The sequence below is a fragment of the Streptomyces changanensis genome, assembly GCF_024600715.1.
Taxonomy (GTDB): Bacteria; Actinomycetota; Actinomycetes; order Streptomycetales; family Streptomycetaceae; genus Streptomyces; species Streptomyces changanensis.
Genome location: NZ_CP102332.1, coordinates 5,986,672 through 6,009,636 on the forward strand (window position 1 = coordinate 5,986,672; position 22,965 = coordinate 6,009,636).

22 protein-coding genes are annotated in these 22,965 nt (G+C 68.9%); 16 read left to right on the forward strand and 6 right to left on the reverse strand.

From position 1 onward, the window contains the following. Window positions 1–4: 4 nt before the first annotated feature. The 9 genes from NRO40_RS26175 to NRO40_RS26215 all read left to right on the forward strand — a co-directional run bounded on the left by NRO40_RS26175 (window position 5) and on the right by NRO40_RS26215 (window position 9,629). Window positions 5–907 carry a winged helix-turn-helix transcriptional regulator gene (locus tag NRO40_RS26175; RefSeq protein WP_058942143.1) on the forward strand — a complete coding sequence of 301 codons (903 nt, stop codon included), beginning with the start codon at window positions 5–7 and terminating at the stop codon, window positions 905–907. A gap of 134 nt (window positions 908–1,041) precedes the next feature. Then, a complete protein-coding gene (locus tag NRO40_RS26180; RefSeq protein WP_058942142.1) occupies window positions 1,042–1,320 on the forward strand; it encodes a hypothetical protein in 279 nt (92 codons plus the stop codon). A 31-nt stretch (window positions 1,321–1,351) separates the two neighbouring features. Continuing rightward, window positions 1,352–2,614 (forward strand): MFS transporter, encoded by a 1,263-nt coding sequence (locus NRO40_RS26185; protein WP_058942141.1) that lies wholly within the window; start codon window positions 1,352–1,354, stop codon window positions 2,612–2,614. Between the two features lie 45 nt (window positions 2,615–2,659). Further along, the gene (locus NRO40_RS26190; RefSeq protein WP_058942140.1) at window positions 2,660–3,856 is read left to right on the forward strand and encodes a hypothetical protein; all 1,197 of its coding nucleotides are present in this window, start codon (window positions 2,660–2,662) and stop codon (window positions 3,854–3,856) included. A 22-nt stretch (window positions 3,857–3,878) separates the two neighbouring features. Beyond that, window positions 3,879–4,700: a DUF317 domain-containing protein gene (locus tag NRO40_RS26195; protein ID WP_257375520.1), complete on the forward strand. Its 822-nt coding sequence runs from the start codon at window positions 3,879–3,881 to the stop codon at window positions 4,698–4,700. Window positions 4,701–4,719: 19 nt separating this feature from the next. Next, window positions 4,720–5,196 (forward strand): hypothetical protein, encoded by a 477-nt coding sequence (locus NRO40_RS26200; protein WP_058942138.1) that lies wholly within the window; start codon window positions 4,720–4,722, stop codon window positions 5,194–5,196. Window positions 5,197–5,292: 96 nt separating this feature from the next. Further along, window positions 5,293–6,990, forward strand: coding sequence for a SpaA isopeptide-forming pilin-related protein (locus tag NRO40_RS26205; RefSeq protein WP_058942137.1), 1,698 nt, complete (start codon window positions 5,293–5,295; stop codon window positions 6,988–6,990). An 89-nt stretch (window positions 6,991–7,079) separates the two neighbouring features. Then, window positions 7,080–8,138, forward strand: a complete 1,059-nt coding sequence (locus NRO40_RS26210; RefSeq protein WP_058942136.1) for an MSCRAMM family protein — start codon at window positions 7,080–7,082, stop codon at window positions 8,136–8,138. A gap of 363 nt (window positions 8,139–8,501) precedes the next feature. After that, entirely contained in the window at window positions 8,502–9,629 is a 1,128-nt protein-coding gene (locus NRO40_RS26215; RefSeq protein ID WP_257375521.1) for a hypothetical protein, read from the forward strand. Between the two features lie 161 nt (window positions 9,630–9,790). Here NRO40_RS26215 and NRO40_RS26220 read toward each other — a convergent pair whose 3' ends face one another. Together NRO40_RS26220 and NRO40_RS26225 are read right to left on the reverse strand one after the other, a co-directional pair. Further along, the gene (locus tag NRO40_RS26220; protein WP_058945451.1) at window positions 9,791–11,104 is read right to left on the reverse strand and encodes a hypothetical protein; all 1,314 of its coding nucleotides are present in this window, start codon (window positions 11,102–11,104) and stop codon (window positions 9,791–9,793) included. A gap of 463 nt (window positions 11,105–11,567) precedes the next feature. Then, on the reverse strand, window positions 11,568–14,594 hold the full coding sequence (locus tag NRO40_RS26225; protein WP_058945450.1) for a Tn3 family transposase: 3,027 nt from the start codon (window positions 14,592–14,594) through the stop codon (window positions 11,568–11,570). 193 nt (window positions 14,595–14,787) lie between these two features. Between NRO40_RS26225 and NRO40_RS26230 the strand changes: the two genes are divergently transcribed. The 7 genes from NRO40_RS26230 (at window position 14,788) to NRO40_RS26260 (ending at window position 19,087) form a co-directional block, all read left to right on the forward strand. Further along, window positions 14,788–15,705 (forward strand): hypothetical protein, encoded by a 918-nt coding sequence (locus NRO40_RS26230; protein WP_257375522.1) that lies wholly within the window; start codon window positions 14,788–14,790, stop codon window positions 15,703–15,705. A 6-nt stretch (window positions 15,706–15,711) separates the two neighbouring features. Beyond that, complete coding sequence (locus NRO40_RS26235) at window positions 15,712–16,443, forward strand: hypothetical protein (protein WP_257375523.1); 732 nt, start codon at window positions 15,712–15,714, stop codon at window positions 16,441–16,443. After that, complete coding sequence (locus tag NRO40_RS26240; protein ID WP_058945215.1) at window positions 16,440–16,913, forward strand: hypothetical protein; 474 nt, start codon at window positions 16,440–16,442, stop codon at window positions 16,911–16,913. The genes NRO40_RS26235 and NRO40_RS26240 overlap by 4 nt, the downstream gene beginning before the upstream one ends. Window positions 16,914–16,954: 41 nt before the next feature. Continuing rightward, the gene (locus NRO40_RS26245; RefSeq protein WP_157901955.1) at window positions 16,955–17,254 is read left to right on the forward strand and encodes a hypothetical protein; all 300 of its coding nucleotides are present in this window, start codon (window positions 16,955–16,957) and stop codon (window positions 17,252–17,254) included. Between the two features lie 296 nt (window positions 17,255–17,550). Beyond that, entirely contained in the window at window positions 17,551–17,910 is a 360-nt protein-coding gene (locus NRO40_RS26250; protein ID WP_058945213.1) for a DUF317 domain-containing protein, read from the forward strand. 69 nt (window positions 17,911–17,979) lie between these two features. After that, window positions 17,980–18,270, forward strand: a complete 291-nt coding sequence (locus NRO40_RS26255; protein WP_058945212.1) for a hypothetical protein — start codon at window positions 17,980–17,982, stop codon at window positions 18,268–18,270. 64 nt (window positions 18,271–18,334) lie between these two features. Next, a complete protein-coding gene (locus NRO40_RS26260) occupies window positions 18,335–19,087 on the forward strand; it encodes a DUF317 domain-containing protein (RefSeq protein ID WP_232791284.1) in 753 nt (250 codons plus the stop codon). A 332-nt stretch (window positions 19,088–19,419) separates the two neighbouring features. On the opposite strand, the gene NRO40_RS26265 is transcribed toward NRO40_RS26260, so the two are convergent. The 4 genes from NRO40_RS26265 to NRO40_RS26280 all read right to left on the reverse strand — a co-directional run bounded on the left by NRO40_RS26265 (window position 19,420) and on the right by NRO40_RS26280 (window position 22,963). Then, complete coding sequence (locus tag NRO40_RS26265) at window positions 19,420–19,587, reverse strand: hypothetical protein (RefSeq protein WP_157901954.1); 168 nt, start codon at window positions 19,585–19,587, stop codon at window positions 19,420–19,422. A 28-nt stretch (window positions 19,588–19,615) separates the two neighbouring features. Next, window positions 19,616–20,287 carry a hypothetical protein gene (locus tag NRO40_RS26270; protein WP_058945209.1) on the reverse strand — a complete coding sequence of 224 codons (672 nt, stop codon included), beginning with the start codon at window positions 20,285–20,287 and terminating at the stop codon, window positions 19,616–19,618. Between the two features lie 83 nt (window positions 20,288–20,370). Then, window positions 20,371–20,793: a hypothetical protein gene (locus tag NRO40_RS26275; RefSeq protein ID WP_232791283.1), complete on the reverse strand. Its 423-nt coding sequence runs from the start codon at window positions 20,791–20,793 to the stop codon at window positions 20,371–20,373. A 463-nt stretch (window positions 20,794–21,256) separates the two neighbouring features. Continuing rightward, window positions 21,257–22,963 (reverse strand): relaxase family protein, encoded by a 1,707-nt coding sequence (locus NRO40_RS26280; protein WP_058945208.1) that lies wholly within the window; start codon window positions 22,961–22,963, stop codon window positions 21,257–21,259. Window positions 22,964–22,965: the final 2 nt, after the last annotated feature.

The following is a 22,965-nucleotide window of genomic DNA, read 5'->3' on the forward strand; positions in this document are numbered from 1 at the left end:
TCCTGTGGCCGCTGCCCGAGTTCCGTCCACCGACCTGCCCCGCGTCGTCGAGACGCTGGAGATGATCGCGCCGCGCTGGAGCGTGTGGGTGCTCATGACGCTCGCCGCCGAGACCCAGCCGATGCGCTACAGCGAGGTCAACGCCCGACTGCCGTGGCTCGTCGACGGCCAGCTCACGCCCCGCCTTCGCGCGCTGTCCAATGCCGGCCTGATCGAGCGCACCGCCTTCTCCCGCAAGCACGTCACGTACGGGCTCACCGACCGGGGCCGCACCCTGCTGCCGACCCTGGAGACACTGGCCGCCTACGGCGACCAGCACCTCGACAAGCAGCTCGTCGAGACGAAGGTGACCAAGAACGGCACCACGCAGGTGGAGATGCTGCCGGAGCGGATACCGGCTGCGCAGAACGCCGAAGACGCCCTCGCGCTGATCTCGTACAAGCACGCCACCCCGCTGCTGTGGGCGCTCAAGGAGCGCGGCCCCTCGACCATGGCGGCCCTGCACCAGGAGACGATGCCCGACCTCAGCGTCGCCGCCGTCTACCACCCGGTGTACAAGCTGAGCGAGGACCGCCTCGTCACCATCACCCCCCAGGCTGGAGCGGACAAGGACACGCTCAGCACGGCGCGGATCAGCCTGACGGCCGCTGCCCGCGCCCTCGCTCCGGTGTATCAGGCCGTGGCCACCTGGGCGACCGGCCGGCCGCACACGGACGCCGGCCACCATCCCCTGTGGGGGACCGTCCGGCTGCCCGCCGCCGTCCGGTCCGGACAGTGGGCCGCTCACCAGGCCCGGCACACGATGCGTACCGCCGTGCCCGTCGCCCAGCCGCCTGCCCCGGCCCCCGCGAAGACCTGGCGGCCGGCTGACCTGTTCTCGTCCCCGACGACAGGCCCGTGCCGGTGACCGGAGCACGACGGTCAACGCCCCGACTCGGTGAAGCCACCGTCCGCTCCCTGCTGGGCGGGATTCCGGTCCGGGATCCCGCCAGTGGACAGGCGGCAGCCCTCCTCGGTCGCCTCATTCGCGAGGAGGCGGATGTGCTCGACGGCATCGACGAGCGGCTCCAGGCCCAGGCCGAGTACGCCATCGAGCAGCTCAGCCGTGTCGTCGACGGTCGCGACCAGTACCGCCACCGCTCCACCGACGGCGTCCTGCAGCTCACCGGCCCGCAGATCGACATGCTCCTCGCCCGCCGCGGCGACGCCGTACGCCACCTGACCGGCCTCTGCACCGCCTTCAAGGCCGTGTCCCAGACCGCCACCGTGCCCGCCCCGGCCGTGGGCCGCGTCCCGGCCCGTCGCCCCACCGGCCGCTGAACATACCGAACCCTTCCACCGGAAACCCCCGATGCCCCGTACGCACTCCAAGCCCCGGCCACCGGCCGGCCGCCACGCCCGCACCCCGGCCTTCGGCCCCGTACGCGGTGTCTACGTACCTCGTACCGCGGACGCCGGCGCCTTCGCGATGAGCACCTACGGGATCCCGCTGCTCGTGCTCGCGGTGACCGAGTCCGCGGCCCTGACTGGTCTGGCGTTCGTGCTCGAATGGCTCCCCCGCCTATCGGCGTTCGCGCTCGCGGGCGCGGCCGTGGACCGGGTCGGCAGCACTCGGGTGCTGCGCATCGCCTCGGTCCTCCGCGCCCTGGTGGTCCTCGCCGCTGCCGCCCTCCTGCCTGCCGTCGGCGACGGCGCCGGTGCCGTGGTCACCGTCATGACCCTGGCCGCCGTCACCGGCGTTCTCACCGAGTTCTCGTACATCGCGGCCGAGACCGCCGGCGGCGCCGCCAGCCGGGACGCAGGCGAGCACGCTCACCGTGTCCAAGCCGTGCTGCTCGGCATCGACCAGGGCGCCACGCTCGCCGGCCCGGCTCTGGCCGGCGTCCTGCTGGAGTCCGTCGGCGCGACCGGCATGCTCCTGACGATCGCCGCCTGCTCCGTGCTTGGCGCCGTGCTCGCCCCGCGCCAGCGCCCGAACTGGCCGCAGGAGGCGCCTATCCCGGTCGTTCAGAGTATGAAGACCGGCTGGAGGACTCTGCGTTCACTGCCCGCCCTGGGCTGGTTGTGCGTCGGCCTGCTGCTGTCGAACACGGCGATCGGCCTCGTCCAGGCCGCCGGCCCCGTGCTGGTCATCCAGCATCTCGGCGGCACCAGCAGCCAGGTCGGACTCGTCTGGTCGGCCGCAGCGGTCGCCTCCCTCGCGATGGTCGCCCTCGCCCGCCTCGCCATCGACCATGTCGGACTGTGGCCGGTCGGCGCCGCAGCCGCCACCCTCGCCTCCGCCGCCTGCCTCGTCCTGGCCGCCGCGGACACCTACACCGTCTTCCTGGTCCTGGTCGCCCTGCTGATGGCCGGCGAGGCCGGAATGACCGTCGTGTTGCGCACTCTGCGCGCCCGCCTGGTCCCCGCCGAGGTCTTCGGCAGCACCCTGAGCCTGATCATCCTGCTCCTCCTGGCGCCCTTCCCGATCGCCGGAGCCCTCGTCGCCCTCACCCCGGCCGCCCTGCTCGGCCACGCCATCACCGCCTGCGCCGTCCTGCAGGCCCTCGGGCTCGCCGTCTCCTTTGCCAAGCTCCGCACCCACCCCGCCGCACGCCGCCCCGTGACCGCCTGACGCTCGCCGGTCCCGCTCACACCGCCCGTAGAAGGAACACCCCCCATGACTCCGCCCACCGACGAGATACGGCACGGACAGCGTCTGCGCCTACGTGACGTCGCTGCCCTCGACGACCACTCCTTCGCCCTCTATATAGGGGAGCGGTTCGACCAGCTGGTCACGGCCGCGATAGCCGACGCCGACGGCCGGCTCCGTCCCGCGCAGCACACCGTCCTCCGGGCCCCCGAACGCCTCCAGCAGCTGCGCGACGCCCTCACGTTCGCCGAGGGCGACCTCCAGGTGGGCGTCGAGCGGATGACCTACCAGCACGACGCTCGTGCCGCGCGGACCGCCAGCCTCCTGCGACGGGTCCGCACCGCCCTGCACGAGGTCAACCGTGAAGCCGCCGCCCGGCATGCCGGAGCACGACGGCGGGAGGCCGGCGCCGAACCGCCGGTCACGGACGTGATCGTCACGGCCCGCAGCTGGCTCGTGGACGCTCTTCCCGATCACTTCCACCGGCACCTCGCCCAGACGCTCGCGGACGCGGGGCTCCCTGCTCGCGCGGCTGCTGTTGACGTCTTCGACACCGTCGAGGAGGGGTGGCGCGACGGTCACCTCGCGGCACCGCGTACACCGCAGGTCGACGAGCTGCTCGCCAAGGGCCCCGTCGCCTTCCGCGGCCTGGTCGCCGACGACGCCCGGGCCCAGGGCGCACGCGTGGCCGCGCTGCGCCACCCGCTCCTCCAGCGGCGCTGGGGGCAGGCGCTGGCCGAACTCACCGATCTCACGGTGCCCGTGGCCCGCGCGTCCAGCAACTCCGCCCTGGGGCCGCTTCCCGACGGCGTGTACGACATGCCCGAGATCGACGCGTACAGGATCTTCAACGCCCGCCGGTTCCTCACCGCCGTGTGGCAGCGCCAGTCCGAACACAAGCGTCTCCTCCACCAGTACGCCTCCGCCGTAACCGAAGCCCGCCGTACCGCTCCGGAAGAGGATCTGCGCCGCCGCGCTGTCGGGGCGGCCATCGACCGGCTCGTCAACGAGCAGCCGGCCGCCGCCGCTCGTGTCGTGACCGGACTGTGCCCGCACATCACCGGCGACGGCCTGATCGAACTGTCGGCCCGGGACCGGGCCGACCTTAAGCGGCGACTGGTTGCCGAGGCCCGCTCCGCCGCACAGACACCCCGACCGCTGGACACCGCACTGCCTCCGGTGCCGCCCGCGCGCACCGTGCTCCCCGCTACCGCCGTCCGCTGACCCATCCCTCCTGGAGATGTTCTTGTCCTTGCCGCTGCCCGTGGACGGTGACGTCTACGTCACACCCCGCTACCTCGCCGGATCCTCCGGCGATGGCGACGCCGGCTTCGCGCCCGTCGCCCACTGGCCCCGCCACGACCTCGGCAACGGGCCGCACCAGCTGGTCGTCACCAGTCCGGACCACCGCATCCGGATCGGCTGGGCCGGAGACGACTACGACCTGTGGACGATCAGCGCCGCAGCCGACGCGATGTCCGCGCCGCGATGGATGGCCACTGCCAACCAGAACACGCCCGCAGAACTGGTCGGCGCCCTCACGACCGTGCTCGCCCAGGACTGGGCAGAGGACAGCGACCGGTTCCTCGAGGCCGCCGGCCGCCCATCCGGAGCGATCGAGCCGCTGATGGCCGCCGGCTGGACGCTCGGCGGCCTGGGCCGCGGGCGGCTCCACGTCAACGCCCCCGACGGACAGGCCGGGGCGACCGTCGACGTCGTCAACCTCAACTCCGATGATGCGATCACGCTGTGGGCCGGGCCCGCCGGATGGGGCACCCGCGCCGAGATCGTCTTCAGCTCCCGGACACCGGCCCACCTGATAGCCGCCACCGCGCGAGCCTTCACCGACCCGGCCCCCGTGCCGCGCTGGCGGGAGACCCTCAACCCTCGCTTGGCCACCCATGCCACGCTCACCCCGGTCGAGGCGCCCAAGTCACCGGCCCCGACGCCCCGCGACATCCGCTCCCGGATCGCGGTCCGCCCGCCGAACCCCATCGGCAGTGTCCCGCGCTGGAGTACCACCACTCCCTCGGCACCGCTGCCCGCCCGCGCCGCCGCCCGCTGCTGACCACGAGGAGCCCCCGCAGTTGCCCCTGTTCGCTGAGCAGTTCTTCACCGGCCACCTTGCCCTCCCGTACCCGGAGGCGGCCGTCGTCGGAGACACCTACTACGCCCGACCTGTCTCCGACCTGCCCCTCCGGCTGCGCGTCAGCTTCGCCGATACCAGCTACCACAAGCGCTACGACGCGCTTCGTGTCGAAGTCGTCCATCCCGAACAGGCGCGTATCGACGCCCAGTTGCTGTACTTCGCCGAGCACGGTGCCTTCGCCGCCCGAGACAAGCGGTTGGACTGGAGGCCCGGCGACGGGCTCCACGGCACCTTCACGGACTGGCACCCCAGGGGAGCGCCGCCGTGGGAGGGCATCAATGTCACCCCGCTGCGGGCAGCGATCGACCGGTACGTCCAGCTGTGGTTCCCCGGTGCCCCCTCGGTCCATACGGGACCGAAGGCCCCTGCCGCTGTGCCCACGCGGCCCGCCGCCCGCGCCGCTCGCAGCCGGTAGCACGCGTTCTTCGGCGTCCTCGGCTCTCCGCGTCTCCCTAATCCGCTGACTCGCGCCTGCCCACCTCTCCCACTTCGACAGGACTTCCCCACCTCCATGCGTCTTCGCTCTGCTCGCCCCGTCCACCTGGCCGTCGCCGTCGCCGCGTGTGCCGCAGGCACCCTCCTGGCGGCCCCGGCCACCGCGGCGCCGTCGGCCGGCGAGATCCTCGGCCCCGGCTACACCATCCCGGACTCCGAAGGCCACGCTGCCTCCAGCCACATCGGCGCATACGGCCCGCCCGGCCCGGCCGTCCACGGCAACACCGAGACCTACTGCGCCGACCCCGAGCGCAAGGGCCCGGCCGACGCCGGAGGCTACAGCGCCCCGCGGCCGGTGACGTCCTGGACGTCGTCGGTGACCGGCAAGACCGTGCCGAAGGAGCGGCTCGCCCAGGCCGCGTACGTGATCGGCAAGTACGGGCAGACCCGCGAGAACGCGCAGGCGGCAGCGGTCGATGCCGTCGTGTACGAGTACCTGGCCGGCGGCACGTACGCCCTCGACGGCGCCCGCGGTAAGCAGCGCCTCGCCTACCCCGTCGTCTCGCCGACCGCCCGCACCCTCGCCCAGGGCTACATCGCCGAGGCCCAGAGGCTCGCCGGCCCCTACACCCTCACGATCACTCCCTCGGTGAAGACCACCACCGCCGGGACGAAGGTCACCGTCGCCGTGAAGGTCGCCACGAGCGCGGGCGCCCCCGTGCCGATGGTGACCGTCGCGCTGGCGGAGTCCGGCTCCGGCACCGCCTCCGGGAAGGTCACCACGAGCGTGAGCGGCACCGCCCAGTGGGGGTTCACCGCGAAGACCGCAGGCACCGCCAGCGTCACCGCGAAGGCCGACGGCCTGCCCGCCACCGACCTGCAGGTCCTCACTCCAAAGAACCCCGCCGCTCAGCGCATGCTCCTCGCCGGCGGCACCACGAACGCGGAGGACTCGGCCACCGTCACCGTGGACGCGGCGACCGGCGGCGTCACCATCCGGAAGAAGGACCCCGAGGGCAGCCGCCTGGTCGGCGCCGCCTTCGAGCTCCTGGACAAGGACGGGAAGAAGGTCGCCGCGGGCAAGACCGACGAGCAGGGCATCCTCGCCTTCGACCAGCTCCGGGCCGGCACCTACCGCCTGCGCGAGACCTCCTCCGGCAGCCCCGTCCACGACCTCGTGCCCGAGCAGACCATCACCATCACCGCCGGACGCACCGCCCAGGCCAACCCGATCTACCTGATCGACCCGTTCAAGAAGGCCGACCTGGAGGTGAAGAAGATCGACAAGAACACCGGCAAGCTGCTCGCGGGCGCGGTCATCGCCATCCGGGCCGACGCGACGGACAAGACCGGCAAGCACATGCCCGGCAAGGTCGTCACCACGCTGACCACCGGCACGAACGGCACCGCCGAGGCCGACCTCGACGTCACCCTCAAGGCCGGTACCCGCTACTGGGCAGCCGAGACCAAGCCCCCCGACGGCTACCAGCTCGACACCACCCCCGTCGCCTTCACCGCGAAGCCTGGCGCCGACGTCGCGGTCACCCTCGCCGACCACCCCGTCCCGAGCACCCCGCCGCCGAGCCCCAGCACCCCGCCCCCGGCTCCGCCGGCCCCGCCGAGCACGCCCCCGACCCCGCCGTCCGGCTCACTCGCCCACACCGGCGCCAACACCACGCCCTGGCTGATCGCAGGAGCCTCCGGTCTCCTCGCCGCCGGCGGCGGACTCTACGTCCTCAGTCGCCGCCGCCGCACCGACACGGCGGACAGCTGACCCGCAGTCCCGGGCCCATGCCTGCGGGGCCCGGGCCCCGAAGTCCAACCCGCCCGACACCTCCGCTGACGCCTGGAGCATCCGACCGTATGTCTCTCCGCCCTCTCACACTCGTTCTCCCCCTTGCCGCCGCGACCGCCGTCGCCGCCGCCCCCCTCGCCCTGGCCGCTGCCCCGGCCCCGACGCCTCCCACCTCTGCACCCCAGTCCACCAAGGCCGAGGCCCCAGACAGTGGCGCTCTGCGCATCATCAAGACGAACCCGGAAGGAAATCCCGTCACCGGCGCCGGATTTCAACTGCTCGACACCACGGGCAAGACCATCGCCGACGGCAAGGCCGGCAGCGACGGCACCCTGACCAGCTCCGGCCTGGCCCCGGGTATCGCCCGGCTCAAGGAGACCACTTCCGGAAGCCCTCTCCTGGGCACCGTCCCCGACCAGGACGTCGTCATCGTCCCCGGACCACCCACCGACATGCCGATCACCGACCCCTACAAGGCCGCCGCCCTCACCATCAAGGTCACCGACAAGGCCACCGGCAAGGGCCTAGCCGGCACGGTCGCCAATGTCGTACCGAAGGGCGCCAAGGACGACAAGGGTGCCTTCACCCTGACCACCGGCAAGGACGGCACCGCCAAGGCCCCCCTCCCGGTCGGGAAGAAGGCCGGCACCACCTACACCGTCACCCAGACCAAGGCACCCGCTGGCTACCGGCCTCAGACCCTAACCGTCGACGTCACCGCCGTCCCCGGCCAGCCCGTCACGGCCTCCTTCGCCAACACCAGCACGGCGGCGCCCACTCAGAAGCCGACCGCGCGGCCGACTAACCGGCCCACCGCGTCAGCCTCCAGCCAGCCGACCCCCAGCAACTCCCCCTCCACCGGCTCCTCGTCCCAGGGACCGCTGCCCTCCCCGTTCGCCTCCACCACGGCCGACAGCGACTCCGCCACCATCTCCGCCTCCCCGACGGGCGACGCCGGCCCGACCGGCTCCCTCGCGAACACCGGCTCCAGCTCCACCACCACCGCCCTACTCGTCGGCGGGGCAGCCCTGCTGCTCGCCGGAGGTGCAGTCTTCTACCTTTCTCGACGTCGTACCAAGGCGGGAGACGCTCAGAGCGCCGCAGGTAGGCACTCCATCACCGACTGATCCAGACCCGACCGAAGCGAAGGCCCTGAGAACCTAAGGAATGATCCTCAGGGCCTTACAAGTATCCAGGGAGAGCCGGACAGATCGACCTCTTTCGGCACCCGAGGATCCGCCGGGGCAGCGCCGCTGTCGAGGCCGAGTGCCGTGGGTGCTTCCTCCTAGATGCTTGAGAAGCTACCTGTCACGCTGGTCTCCGTGCACGGGCGCATCGAGACAGAGTAGCTTGATCCCATGATTTCCCAATATCACCTCAAGTGCCACGGTTGTAGTGAAGTATTCGTCGCCCGGCTGGGCGTGGAACCGACCCGGGGGACGCGCTTCTATCTGCCGTGCCCGTATTGCGGACTGTCGATCCGGGGATCGATGTCCGGCATTGAGTTTCAGAACCACCGTGTCGACATCGAGTGTGAGGTGGTGAGCGGCTCCGCGCCAGAGTCTCCCGATACGCGCGTCGTGACGGTCAATCCGTTTGTGCCGTCGCTATACGGTGCCGACTCGTATACCCCGAACGGGGCCTTCCCGACGATGACGCTCCTGCAGGCCCTTGGCGACGACGCCTTTATGAAGTTCGAGTCCGAACGGCATGCAGCGCTCGAAGCAAGCCGAGTCCTCTGGCCCAAGGTCCGTATGCTGTTTCAGTACTACCTCCAGGGTAATACCAAGATGTTCACTCGCATCGCACAGCAGCAGTTCGGGCTCACATGGGAACCGAGCACGAGCCACGAGCGAACGACTGTCGCTTACCAGGCCATGGGAACAGCAACGGTGGTGATCACGGGGACCACGGGGGCAACCAGCTCGAACATCATCGGCCGATTCTCACGGAAGCACTCCGCAGCGATCAAACGCCACAGGGATCACCTCCTGACCTTTCGGCGTCGAGGACAGTCCTCAGCGAATCTGGAGCGAGATGTCTTCACCGAACTCAACCGTTTCATAGAGCATCACGAGTCCTGGGAGATGGGGCTCCTCGAGAGGTTCTTCCGGCCGAGCGATAAGAGTGCCTTCGAGGAACTGGTGCTGTACCGCGACGAGTTCTCGCTAGTGAGGGATCTATACCAGCAAGGATTCGAACTCGCCTGTAAGTGCCTGTGGCCGCTCATCGCGGCACAGAACTCGGTTAAACGCGGTAACCCTGACGACTTCGGTGAAGTCCACCCTGACCGCGTACCCGAGAAGCAGCGCCCCAAGAACCTCGACAAGTTCGACAAACTTCCCAATGCCTACAAGATCGCATATGTGGCACAAGTTCCAGGTTGGGAGCCGATCGAAAGCTTGCTCAACAACCGCCGCCGGAACACGATTGGGCACGCGACAGCACATCACGACCTCCAGACAGGCCGCGTTGTCAACGATGAGAACCCGTCCGGGATGACCTATCTCGAGTTCCTTAGCGAGGTTCTTGGTGTCTTCGAAGCGCTTTCGACCCTTGCCCAGGTGCTCAGGGCCAGCCGTGTTGCCTCCTCGCCAGACTTCGACTCAAGCGAATGACGACGCGGAGAAACACGGCCACACGGCGCGACGGAGTGCTGGCGATTGGCACGTCGTCATGCCCCGCACCGATCGTGCCTGGCATGCTCTCTGCGCGCAGTCGCGACCATGTCCGATGGACTGGTGTTGTTGGCGGCCACCGTCTCCTCGTGGTATGCCGCTCACGGTCGGTTGGGCCAGAAGGTCGACGAGGGGAGTCGTACAGAGGGCAGCTGTACTGCCCGGATCGGTCCGAGAGCGACTGCAGCAGCTCGGTGGGCCTCGTCGTAGGTGCCGGAGCCTAGGAACTCAGCAGAGCAGGCAGGACAGTCTCCGGGGCGGCGGGTGTGACCGGCGCTGCGATCTCCGGAGCCTCGGACGTGCGCGAAGGCGTCATCGGGAAAGTCAGCGCGCACGGCATGCCAGACCCCGGCACGCTCGTCGTCGGGCAGCCCGGCCGCTACCGCCGGCCGCATTGGCGGCAGAAGGCGCCCGTGGTCCTGGACGAGAAATACCCGGTCGGTGAAGTCGACGCTGTCCCCGTCGGGGCGCTCCTGCTCCAGCCAGGCCCGGGCCTCCTCGCGCGTGCCTGGCCCCCACAGGTACTCCGTGGGGAAACGCGTGGTCTCGTAGCGGGAGTCGAACTCCGCCCAGTGAGCATCGTTCCAGCGACTGCCTGGGATGAACGGGATGGCTCGCACGACGACGTGCTGGTACTCGTCGTCGCTCTCCTGATCTTCCACGGGGTCGGGGACAGCGAGGGCGCTGGCGGGCTCCATCCGTGTCCGCCCCGAACCGTTCCAGCTCAGCACGACGATCTCCCGACGCAGAGGCGCCGGGTACAGGCGCCCATCGGGAGTGGCCTGCCCCCACAGCTGGTTGATCAGCTCCGCCAGGTCCCGCACCGTCCGGGCCGCCCCGACAGGGGTGTCGACATGGTGGCCGGACGGATGGGCAACGTAGTTACGCAGCTTGGCCAGCGCGTCTTCGACCGCACGGCTTCGCCGACCGCGGAGCAGACCCGCCGTACGCGCCCACAGCCGGAGCCCGTGCAGCATCCCGTTGAACTCGATGGCCTGGTCGGCGACGACCAGCTTCGCACGTTGCCGCGTCATCCTGTCCGCCCGCTTCTTGACGTCGTCGTACGACGTGACGGTGTAGGAGACGTCGGAGGCCTGGGGAAGACGGAAGGTAACGGTGCCGGCGCACCACTCCATGAAGCGGTCGCGCAACGCCTGCTCGTAGATGAGAAGGGCCTGGTCGCCGACCATGGTGTACACGTCGTAACACAGCACACCGTAGGCGAAGACGGTACGCAGCCTCTCGAAGGAGTCGCGAGTCCCTGCCGCGACGCACTGCGCCAGGTCGCAGTCGGCGATCTGCCGCTGCTGGAACTCCGCAGCGTCCTCGGGCCTCATGCGGCCGCCGAGTCCATACGGGTTAAACGCCAACGACAGATCGTCCGCGGCGCGCAACTCCTCAAGTGGCCGGATCACCTGTGCCTCTCCTCACCATGGGAAACAGGCCAGCATGTACCTCCGGGCCCCTTGTTGGCCACCCCTTTCTTTCAAGGGCCCGTCACCTCAGTTGTCCCTCGTCACCCAAGCAAGGCGCTCGACGGCGAAGCCCGTCAGGTCGGCGTCTCTGGCAGCCCCTGCGTCCTGCTGCTCCGCGACCAAGATCTCAAGTATGTGGGTTAACAGGTGTCCTGGCTGGTCAGAGGCCCGGCCCGATTGAGTTGGAGAGAGTCCAGGGAGAACCCCTGACCGCAGTACCAGCGAAGGTGACACGGCGCTGGGGCGTTGATGAACTTGCCGTGCGGGAGCTGGCGCGGGTGAACCATGGCGGGCAGAAGCGGTGCCGGCGCCTCGGTGAGGCACCGGCACCGAGGCGAAGCGGAGGACTCGCCGTTCTGCACCTCGTGAGGGCGGGCCCACTGGTGGAAGTGGCCTGCGACCTTCAGTTGGCATCCGGTTCGAGGTCGGGGATCGCAAACATGGTCTCGGTGGGCATCTCGAAGTGGAATCGCCCGCGCATGTTGATGTGGCTGTACATCAGCCTCGAGAGCTCGCGGAGCTCGTTGTGGGGGATGTCCTGGCCCTGTGCACGCAGTTTCTCGATGATCTTCTGAATGTAGATCGTGTTGAAGAGGACCACGGCGTTTAGGAGGAGGCCGAGAATACCGAGCCGGTTTTCCAGGCCGGGGTAGTAGTCAGGGAAGGGCCCGTCGATTCCGTGGCAGATACGCCTGGCGAGGTCGGAGCGTTCCTTGTGAAGCCTGCTCTGTGCTTCGATCCCCGAACGATAATCAGGGTTGTCGTAGAGGCGAAGCAAGTGGCATGTCTTGGCGATGCGTCCGAAGGAGGCGATCGCTGATCCGAGCATCGTGGGCTTGCCATTGCGGGTCAGGATCCGAAGGGCGTCGTGTGCGCTGACGGCGCCGTGATGGATGGATCCGATCACACGCAAAATGTCTTCCCAGTGATCAGCGATCTGCGATAGGTCGATGTGCCGCCGTGTCGCGTTCTGGAGAGGGCCGTAGTCCGCCGACTTGTCGACGCGCCATAGCCTGGCGTCGACGACTTGTTGCGGGGTGGGCTGGTAGGAGTAGCCGGAGAGCGCCAGCAGTCCGAAGACGAGGTCCTCGTGCGTTCCGGCCTCGGCGACGATGGCTTCAGGCTGTCGGGCGCCTGAGGCATCGAGTTGGTCCCGGTACGTGGTGAAGGTGTTGAGTGCCTCCAGCGCGGCGCTAGGTCGGCCGCTGACCATGCGCCCGGACAGCTGGATGGCCTGCTCGGTCAACACGGTTACCCACGTGAACTCGGAGCTGCCTTCGGGAGCGATGCGCAGGCCGGGGTGTGGCGTGGGGATGGCGAAGTGGAGGCCGTCCACGGAGGCAAGGCGTTCTCCGTTCAACTGCATGGTGGCGAGTGTGGCGGACTCTGCCCCGAGCATGAGGGTGGTGCATGCCTCGATCACCTCGGGGCGGAAGTAATCGCGGCTGATCCTGACGAGGTGGTCGTGTCCGAGAGCCTCCTTCTCGTCGCTCGCGACGGCTTCGAGGCCGATATTGCAGCCGTACCCGACCATCACTGCGGCTACGGACAATTCGAACTCTGCGTAGGGCGGCGGATTGCCATTACGGGTGGTGAACGCAGCGATCCCGCCCGTTCGACCGAGGACCTCCAGTACGACTTGAGGCAGCTCTACCCGGGGGAGCATCTTCTCCACTAGTCGGCTCAAGTTCGACGTACGCGGTGGGCGCGTCTTCGGCAAGGTCAAGTCGCCGCTGGTGATGTGGGCGCCTTCGGGCAGGCGAGAGGCAACTCTCATGAGGCTGTCGTGCAACTTCCCGGAGACACGGTCCAGGTACGTGGTGGGATCTTCGGGTAGATTCAGGCTGTTGAGCAGGCCAGGACGAGCCTGCTCCCAGATCTCACCTGACAAGAGTCGCGCGCGCAGGTCTCCCCACCGGGAACAGCCGTGAACGAAGATCTCGCGCTTGCACAGTTGCCGGTGGAAAGTCTCCAGCACACACAGGGCGTACGCCGGCAGATTCACTGTGCCCTCAGATTGCTCCGGACCACCCCGCACAAGACGATCCCAGGAGCCTTTCAACAGCGTCGTGTCGATGTCATCGGGTCGGAGGTCCTCGCGATCCAGGAGATGAGGCAAAGCATGGAGCGCGGTGAGGGCAGCCCGCCCCGCTGAGGTCGCACCGAAGCGCACCCTCTCGACAAGGACGGGTACGAGCTTCCGCACGTCTCGGAATCGTTCCAGCGCCTTGGCACGACGGGCCTCGTCGGTGTCGGAGCCCTGGGCAGGCATGTACTCCAGGAGGTTCTTGGCAGCCCTGACGAGAGTGTCTCGGTCGGCGACCGTCTCCAGCGCTGCTCGCATAGTGTCGGTGTCGGTGTAGGGGTCTGTCACCTCGCCGGTGTCGTGATCGACGTACTCCGCCACCAACTCCAGGACGGCGAGCAGGGCCTGCGCCGTCAGCGTGCCGTCAGGGGCGAACTTCGGGTAGGCATCGACGAGGGCCTTGTCGGCCCACCTCTTGGGTCTGACGATGAAGCACTCGCTAATCAGCTTGTCGAGCATGTCGATGGCATCGTCCAGGGCGCTCGTCTCCAGGCGTTTGATGGCCGCAAGTACCGCAGCTCGTTTGCCGCTCTGCTCCTTCAGGCGCGGCACTCGCTCGGTCAAGGCATGGTCCGCCAGCTGCGTCAACTTGCGCTCTGGGATGGACGAGACATCCACATCAGCGAACCCGAGACCGCGGACCTCGTCCGCGCGTGACAGCGCCTTCTCGAAGTTCGCCCACGAGGGCGTTCCGACACCTCGACGCAACCGATCCAGACGACTCGTGCGCTCGCTCGCGGGAACCTCCATCAACCAGTCGGTGATGCCGACCTGTTGTTGGGTCAGCTTGGCGACGAGGTCCTTCGACACGGCATCCTCGGCCCTACTGCGGCAGAGCACCACCAGGTCACGCAGCGTCGAGTAGCTGGGGAGCAGGACACGGTGCTCGCGAAGCCAGACCAACGCTTGGAGCGTCATCGCCTTCGGCCCGTCCGTGGTGTATTTCAGCCGGTCTTCCAACCAGGCTACGAGCTTGGGTTCCCCCTCCGCGAAGGGAGACCAGCCGTATTCCTGCCTAATCTCTCGGGCGTGGGTTCGAACGGTGTCGCCGTTCTTTCCGTAGAGGCTGATCTTGGCGAGAGGGTCGGGGATGCCGAGCTGCTCGCCCACGCGCAGCACCAGGTCCTCAGGGATCCTCTCCAGGTCGGTCTGGAACCGGCCCAGGAAGCGCAGGACCGTCAGCTGCACCGCGAAACCTAGCCTGTTGTGCTCGCCCCGTTTGCTCCGGATCAGCCGCTGATCTTCCCCGTCGAGACGGAGATGGGGCCAGTCGCTCTCTGGGATCCCATCGACGAACGACGGGTAACCCGCGCCCAACTCCTGTCGCTCCTCTGCGCTGCGCATTGCCTCTCCTGACGATCGGATTTTCACGCGAGGGAAGGTTCGGGCCGCCGAACGGGCTGGGTCAAACCGCACTTCGGAGGCGGGCATCCTTAAGGCACACTTTCGAGATCTTGGTCCTCGATCCGCCTACTAGGCGGCTGTTCGGGTGGCTCGCGGAGGCGGCGGACAGCGTGGGCTTCTACCGTCCTCGGCCATGGACAACGTGTGGATCGAGCCGGGCGGTAGAGCAGACCCCGGCTACACCGATGATCAGCTAGAGCGGGCGAGAGTGTTCGCGGAGCAGGACGTCCAGGCGTCGCGGGTGCAGCTTGCAGCGCGTTTCGGCCTCGGTGACGTGTGTGCTGAGATCGCTGAACAGTCCAGCCTGGGTATGAGCAGTGCCCTGGGCCCGCTGGCACGCCAACTCGGCTATGCAGCCGACACTCTGGAGAGATACCTGCGCGTCACTGCGCTGGCGGGCGGGGAGCTTCGTGAACGTCTCACCGCGTCCTCCGTCCACGTGCCGTGGAAGTGCGTTGTTACGGCCTGCGTCACCGACCCGGCCGAGCGTGCGCATCGTGTCGGACTGTTGCTCGGGAGGCTGGCCAGCGCTGAGCGGGCGGGATGGCCGGCAGTGCTGGACGCCGGGGAGTACTGCCGGGCCCTGGGGCTGGCGGACGGAGCGGCCTGCGGCATGGGGACACCGGGCGAGGTCATCGCTCAGCTCGGCCGGGAAGGAGTGCGAGCGGCTGTAGTCGCTGAGTTGACCAAGACCCCGGAAGCCGTCCTGTCCATCCTGCGGGCACCGGCCGTGCGTGAGGTTCTCCAGGACCAGGAGGTCGCCCGCTACGTGCGCGAACAAATGCGCCCGGTGCCAAATCCGGACGAAGAGCTGGTCAACGAACTGATCGGCGCTGACGAGCGTGACCCTCGTGCCGACTGGACCATTCGCTATTTCGGCCTGGCCCATAAGTGCAGAGAGATCCTCCTGCTGGGTCCCGACGACTTCGTCCACATCGATGACCCCGACGTGTGGCAGTCCGTCGAGTCCATCCGCGACTCGGTCGTCTCCTGGGCTGACCGTGTTCTGGAGAAGCGCCCCCGCACGATCCGACTCCTCTCTGGAAAGTAGAAAACCGTGCCTATTCCCAATGCCGCTGGCCGCTACTCCAACACCGTGCGCGACGTCCTCGACCGTGAGGCCCTCCGCTGCATCCATCAGGGCGGGAGCGAAGCCGAGCAGCTCACCCGGATGCAAGGTGTCGTCCGGTCAAAGATCGAGGTGCTCTCTGCCGAGTACCGTCCGGTGTTCGACCGCGCGGTGAAAACGATGTGCACCACCTCGTTCAACAAGGTCTGCAAGGAACTCCGTATCGCCGCTCTCGCCGGCCCCGCCGGACCAGAGCAGGGCGGAACCACCGTCCCCGGCCCGAGCTGCGGAACCGGAGCGTCAGGACCTGACGGTCCTTCGGTTCCCGGCCTCCGAGGCGGCGGTTCCGACGACGAGACGGTCGTGGCGAAGGTCCTGATCGGTGCAGGTGGCGAGCTGACGGAGAAGACCGCCCAGCAGCTCGTGCTGGAAGACCTCGACCGCATCATGGAAGTCCTCCCTCCTCTTGCAGAGCGCGACTTCATGGAGGCCGACCGGCTCGAGCGTGCAGCCAAGGAATCCGCCCAAGGCGCCAAGGAACATCGGGCCCGCGGAAACCGCATCCTCGCCCTCTTCAAGCGATACGACCGTCTTGTCGTCGGCATCGACAGCATCCCCGGCATCTTCAACCTCGCTGACTACATTGCCGAGGTCGGAGCAGAGGCCCTCGGCTTGGACCACGACGACGTAGAGCTCCTCCGATACGCGGGTGCCCTGTGACCGAGTCCGTATGGCACAAAGAGATCAAGGACTGGGGCGTTGCCGCCGAGGTCACCATCGGGAACCGCAGAGCCGACTGCATTCTTCGCTGTGGAAAGCGGGCAGAGGTCCAGGCGTATCCGCTTGCCCGTGCCGAAGTTGCTGGTCGGGAAGCTCACACAGACCTGTGGATTCTCGACGGCCGAGCCGCACACGCGGGTGACCGTCTCCTGGTGTGGGACGACTCGGAGTTCGGCACGCTTTTCCGCTGGGACCGCGCCTGGCAGGGCTTCGCGGTGGCCAAACGCCCTGTATTCCTCAACGTGGAACTGGAGATCAGCACGGGCCACGGCAGATTCCTGGAGGTGACTGGCTGGGCCTTTGACGGATACCGCGCTCTTGGTTCCGGTAGGCCTCATACCGCGTCGGCCATACGTTCGTGGATGCGCTATGACATCCCGCTCACCGGCCACTCGGCGGTGCCTCGATGACCCCGGAGCGGTTTCGCGTCGGCGAGGGACGCTGCCGCACCGTGGTGATCGAGCTGGACGGCATCCTCCGGCTGGTGCCAGCCCACGCGACTGGAGAGCCCGCGGGACGCATGGAGACAACCAGGGCCTTCTACGCCGACTCCCTGTTCGGTGAATGCCCGGTCCCCGTAGCCATGCGTCTTCACCGGCCCACAGCCGACACCGACCCGAGATTGATCACCGTGGATGACCTCGCCGAGCGGTGGGTCATGGGATTCGACGTCTGGTGCAACCAGCAGCGCTATCGCATCACCGCCTTCTATCCGGTCGGGGCGCCCAGTCCCTACTTCGGCCACCCTTGATTTTCAGTGAGTTCGCTGTGCCGACCACATGCTTTCAGCCTGCTGCTACAGGCGTCCGTGGCGTGTCCCCCGCCGACAGGAGCCGGGAGGCCAAGCAACTTAAGACCATTCGGCCGCCGAGTGGCCAACGATCAGGCGGCTTACCCACGAAGTCTGGGGACCCGCATCCGTTGTCGAAGACGCAGTTCGCCTCAGGCAGACAGGAAAGACCGCGAAATGACTGGTACATGCTTCAGGGGCATGTCAACGTAGACGACCCTTCCGGGGAACCCGGAAAAGGTGAGAGAGGTGATGCCGTGACGGTGGAGCTGAGTTCCGCAGGATTCCGGACAACGACCGAGCGCTTGAGGCTGCACGACTGGCTCCTGGGGCCGGGACAAGCGACCGAGGTCATCGACGCCTTCCCCGCCGCGAACGGCGACTTCCACTTCATCGTCGACGACCGGGCCGACACCCATATCGCCTCCGCCGACGGCCGTTTCTACCTCGGCCACTTTCCCGCCGGCCGGCCCGGTGCCGAGCGCGAGGGCTGGGTGCTCGCGGTCACCGGCACCGCACGTACGCCCGGCTACAAGATCGTCTTCGATCCCGATACGCCGGCCCGTTTGGTCGCGCGGACCGTCTCGGAAGTTCTGGCCACCGCCGAACGCCTCTGACGACTGCACAGGCCCAGCGATGTCCGCACCCTCGGCAACTCCGTGTTGTTCGGCCCCCAAGGAGTGAACGTGCCCGCATCCGACATGACTGTCCGTGACCTGATCAGCCGCCTTGCCGCCTTGGACCCCGACGTCCCTGTCCGTCTCGCCATCAATCCCTTCTGCCCGATGGCGCACCGCCTTGCTGACGTCCTCGTGGCAGCAGACTTGGACGGCCACCCGACGGTGTACCTCTCCGAAGACCCCGACGCCGTGCAGTACGGCTACCTCCCGCGTCCGGTCGCCGAGGCCCTGGCCTGGATGCCTCCAGTCGATCCGCCCAGGGGGCCTCGCCGACGGCTGCGCGCCGTCTCCCCGTGACCTCTGACGACAAGGAGCGCTTCTGATTCCGCCCGGCCCTGCCGAGTCATCCGACTTCCCTGCCTTGCCCGCCTGGTGGGTCACCCCGCGCCATCTCGCCGGCGACGACGGTGCTCTCGCCGACCACGTCGCCTCGCACCTGACGGGCGCCGGCTGGATCGGCCTCACCCTCGTACGGGGCCGCCGTGAGCCCGACGAACCAGAGGAGGCCCGGCAGGTGGTGCGCAGCACCGTCCTGTACGTCGCGCCGGACGGACTGCGGTGGGCCCAGTGGGTGCTGGCCGACGAGCCGATCCTGCTCGGCGACGTGCCGGTTGCCTGGACGGCGTCCGCCCGAGCCAGTGAGGCCGGCCTCGCGGAGTGGACGGCCTACTTCTCCACCGGGGTGCCGCCCGAGGCGGTCGCCGACTTCCTGCTCGCCTTGGAGTGCCGCCCCGACCCCGCGTACGGCTTCGCCGGACCGAACATGGTCTTCGACGCGCTGGCCGAACACGGCTGGGTCCGGGACATCGACAACCGAGCGGTCGTCTCCGACCCGCGGCTCACCGCGGGCATGGCGCTGAACGTCCTGCCCGTGGACGGCATCCAGGACGGCGACCCGCTGGCTCTCGATCCCGTCGTCGACCCGACCGGGTGGCAGGCGTGGTGCGAACCGAGGATCGGCGGGGGCTTTCTGTGGGCGGCGGTCTTCTCCGCCAGTACGCCGCACGACCTCGTCGCCGCGTTCGCCGGCTCCCTGGCCTCCGCTGACCCGGTGCTGCGCCACACCCTGCCCCAGGGCAGCGAAGGGCAGCTGCTCGTACGTCCCACCGTGTGACACGCCTGGCGGTAGGTCCGGACGTGGGGCCTGTCACCTCCTTGCGGGCGCTTGCGGGTGCCTAGCTCTGCTCGGAGATCCCAGCACACCAATGGCTCGGGGCCAGGTCGATGGACCTGGCCCCGAGCCATTTCTGTGGTCGCTCCAGGTCAGCGGCTCCGCCTGGGTGTTCCAGGCGTCGGCGGGTCGCCAGGGCGTGGACGGGTGGGGAACACGAGCTCGTTCCTCGCGGCGAAGGTGTCACCGTGGTGTGCGGCCCCGGCGCGGGCACCGGCCTCTCGCACTGCCTGGGCGTTCTCATCACCCACCAGGGACGCCAGTTCCTTGAACGCCTAGGTGGCCGCCGCGCTCTCAGGAATCCGGATCTCTCCCGGCCCGGCGAAGCGGGCGTTGCGGATCTGGTCGCGGTCGTATCCGAGTGCGAGGAGCGCCTGGATCAGCTGGGTGCGGGGGTCGCTGCCGCCCTGAGCGGGATGGCCGTCGGTGGGATCTTCGGGCAACGGGGCCTCCAAGTGAGTGGGTCGGCGGTCATCGGGCCTTGGCCTTGGCCAGGGCAGTGTCGGCAGTGAGAGCGACCTGGGTGGGGGCGCCGGAGAGCACGAGGAGGACGGAGCCGTCACGGATGACGAGCTGCTGCACCGTGGAGGACCGGCTGCCCGTGCGGACGGTGCCGAGCTGGGCCCATTGTTCCTCGCCACGGCGCGGAGCGGGCACGGTTCGCGTGCTGACTTCCACCACGGAGGTCGCCATGGCGAGTTGGTAGGTCGGGCATGCGGTCATCGCGCTCATGATCTCGCGGATGCCGGCGGACAGTTCCGCAGGCCGAGCGGAGTACAGCTCCTCGGTCACCTTGCCGTTCGCCCCGTGCAGAACGGCTTTCGCTTGAGCGGGGAAGGAGCCGTACGGATCGTCGCCCAGGCGCTCCAGCGGCTCGCAGTCCAGGACGGACGCCTTGTGCGAGTCCGTTGGGGAGGCAGTGCGGCGGGCGGTGTAGCCGGGTCCCAGGTCAGCTGCCGACAGCAGCCGTTCCTGGAGCTCCGCCGACGACAGCGCCCCTCCATCAGGCGAGGTGCGCATCGACGGGGCGACGGAGGGACCCGTGTCCGGAGGGTTCGTGGTGCCCGACGGCGAGGTGCAGGCGGCCAGGCTCAGCAGGGTGAGCGCGCTGGCAGTGAGCAGGGCGGTGGAACGGACGGGCATGCAGCTCCCTGGTGCGTACGGACTGGTTGACCGGGGCCGCCTACGTCCGAGGCGGTATTGCGAGCGTGGTGGACGGCCCTCCGTCAGAGGCCGTACTCGGAGAGCCCTTCTTCCAGGGTGTCGAAGGTCGCGTCGGTCGGGCCGCAGTGGCGGTTGTACCAGGCGATGTCAAGGCGCGGCTCCGGCGTGACGTGGCCGGCGGAGCAGCGCAGCCAGACCCTTCCCTGGGTCGCGAGGATCGCCAAGTCCCGGTACGACTCGCATGTCGGGCAGGCGCGCACCTCACCGTCGATCACGAGCGGACGCCGCCAGATCATGAACCGGTTCCTGTCGAGATCGAGCCGCAGGTCGGCCGGCGGAAGGTCGTCGATCGCCGCCACCGAGCCGGTCTCCTCCTGGACGGGCTGCTGCTCGCCCGGCCACTGCGGCGCCGGGTGGTTCAGCCACGGCACTCCGGCCGGCCCGAGCTGGGACTGGTCCTTCTTCGCCTTCCTCCGACCGAACATATGGCCTCCCCTTTCGTCGGCTGCCCCACCTTGCGGGCGGACGAAGAAGGGTGCCCCAGCGGCCCCACCTGCGGCAACTCTCAAAATCGTGAAGCTTTACGACCGTCGTCACGGGCACGAGGAGACCAGTCTCCGCGACCGTGCGGGCGCGGTGGGGAGCGTACACGGGCGAATCTGCGTCACCCGGCGACGTAGGTGACTCCTGCGCCAGCCCCCAGGGAGAGGGCCACCACGAGGAGTGCGTGGCCGACGGGGGCCGAGGTCTGGCCGCGAACCGCACGTGCTGCGAGTTCCGCAAGGCTTGCAAGGACGAGGAATGCCCCGGCGATGGTGCCGAGAAACGTTGGGCTGAACATGCTCTTTCTCCCATATGGTGCTGCCCGTGTCCGAGCGCCCACTGGCGGCCCGGCCGAGTTCTGCGGCCGGGCCGTCTGTGATGGCGGTGACAAGGAGGGTGAGGGTTCTACCGGCGACGGTGACGGGGATGACTCCGTCCGGAGGCCCTCGTGGTCGAGGGCGTGGTGCCCGTCCGGGCTGCGGGTGGCGTACCGGTGGCGTCGGCGGGGAGGTCTGCCGCGCGGCGCAGTCGCCACACGAGGACGTCGCTGATCGACTCGGCTGTGCCCAGTTCCCGGCGCTCGGCAGCGTCGGCGAGCAGCGCGGCGGGGTCGTGGCCGGTGGCCTCGGCATCGGCGAGCGTTGCGGCGAGGGCTGGCCAGCCGGGTTCGGCCAGGACCTGCTCGGCCAGTCCGGGGATGGCCGTGCGCACGGTGCCGGCCTGTCGCTGCAGCAGCGGGCGGGCGAGGTGACGGCCGCGCTGGTGGAGTACCGCGAGCGGTTGTTCGGCGGCGGCGCGGTAAGCGAGGCGCAGGTGCTCGGCGGCTCGCCGGGCTGCTTCGGCCTGCTGTGCGTGGTCCTTCTTCGCGTGCCAGTGTGCGGTGGCGACGATCAGGAAGAACAGCATGTCGATGGCCATGGCTGTGGTCGCCCCGTCCTCGCCGCGGCCGAGCGCCGGCCCGCCATGGATGAGGTCACGGGCTGCCCGTCGTAGTGCCCGGTCGTGCCCGCGTACGGCGCGTACGTGCGAGCGGGAGGCGCGCTCGTACTCCCAGGCGGCTTCTCTCAGTTCGCGGCGGGTGTGGGCGGCCGAGGTCTTGGCGAGCGCGTCGAGGACCTCGCCGGCCGCAGCGATGTGCGCGGCGGCCACGGCGTCCTCGCCGTGCTCGATGACAAAGATCGCCTCCCAGGTCGCTGCGGCCGTCCGCCGGCGTGCGGCAGACGGAGCTGTCGAGACCACCTTCGGGGACTCGAGGATGGTTCCCCCGCGGATGCCGTCGCCGGACCAACGTTCGCGGATGCGCGGCAGCGACAGGTCGGGGGCGAGGCGGGCGCCAGGGTAGTACACGGGTTGGCCGTCTTTGTTGCGGTCGTCGGGCAGGGCGACCTTGTAGCCGAGGAGGTCGCCGGAGGGTGCGACGCGCTTCTGCACCAGGAGGCCGGCGGCGGCCAGCCGGTCGAAGAACTCCTCTTCGCCCTGGGCGCCGGCCACGGCTCGCCGTACGGTCTCGCGGAGTTCTTCGCGGGCGGTGCGCTCGCGGCCCTGGCGATCGGCCTTGTGTCGTTCGGCGCTGGTGGGGCGCTGGGCGGCGGTGCCGTCGCCGGGCTTGAGGCGGCGTAGTCCGAGTTCCTGCTCCAGGAGGCGGGCTTCGGCCTGTACGCGGGTGGCGTCGCGGTCGAGGTCGGGCCGGTAGCCGTCTTCGCGGGCGAGGGTGGCGAGGATGTGGATGTGGTCGTCGGCGTGCCGTACGGCGACCCAGCGGCAGCCCGCGCCCTGGCCAGGGTCGTCGATCCCGGCGGCGGCCACCATTCGGCGGGCGACGTCGCCCCATTCGACGTCGGACAGGATCCGGTCGGTCGGGCCGTTGCGCACGGACAGGTGCCACACATGCTTCTTCGCCCGCTGCTTCTCGTCGAGGAGAGCCAGAGGCTGGTCCAGCAGCTGCTGGAGCTGCTTGTACGTGGCCTCGGGGTCGCGTCCCGGGTCGGGGGCGGCGTGGTCCCAGGAGGCCACGAGGTGCGGGTCGACGTGTTCCTCGGCCTTGCCCGGCCCGTAGAGGTAGTAGAGCAGGCCGATGGTGCGCTTCCCGCGCTTGTGGATCTTCGGGACCATGT

What these genes read in the sequence shown, in the direction of transcription:
- NRO40_RS26185 (WP_058942141.1), top strand. Translation starts at nt 1,352, where the DNA reads ATGCCCCGTACGCACTCCAAGCCCCGGCCACCGGCCGGCCGCCACGCC.
- NRO40_RS26275 (WP_232791283.1), bottom strand. Translation starts at nt 20,793, where the DNA reads ATGTTCGGTCGGAGGAAGGCGAAGAAGGACCAGTCCCAGCTCGGGCCG.
- NRO40_RS26190 (WP_058942140.1), top strand. Translation starts at nt 2,660, where the DNA reads ATGACTCCGCCCACCGACGAGATACGGCACGGACAGCGTCTGCGCCTA.
- NRO40_RS26230 (WP_257375522.1), top strand. Translation starts at nt 14,788, where the DNA reads ATGGACAACGTGTGGATCGAGCCGGGCGGTAGAGCAGACCCCGGCTAC.
- NRO40_RS26215 (WP_257375521.1), top strand. Translation starts at nt 8,502, where the DNA reads ATGTCCGGCATTGAGTTTCAGAACCACCGTGTCGACATCGAGTGTGAG.
- NRO40_RS26280 (WP_058945208.1), bottom strand. Translation starts at nt 22,963, where the DNA reads ATGGTCCCGAAGATCCACAAGCGCGGGAAGCGCACCATCGGCCTGCTC.
- NRO40_RS26270 (WP_058945209.1), bottom strand. Translation starts at nt 20,287, where the DNA reads ATGCCCGTCCGTTCCACCGCCCTGCTCACTGCCAGCGCGCTCACCCTG.
- NRO40_RS26210 (WP_058942136.1), top strand. Translation starts at nt 7,080, where the DNA reads ATGTCTCTCCGCCCTCTCACACTCGTTCTCCCCCTTGCCGCCGCGACC.
- NRO40_RS26205 (WP_058942137.1), top strand. Translation starts at nt 5,293, where the DNA reads ATGCGTCTTCGCTCTGCTCGCCCCGTCCACCTGGCCGTCGCCGTCGCC.
- NRO40_RS26225 (WP_058945450.1), bottom strand. Translation starts at nt 14,594, where the DNA reads ATGCGCAGCGCAGAGGAGCGACAGGAGTTGGGCGCGGGTTACCCGTCG.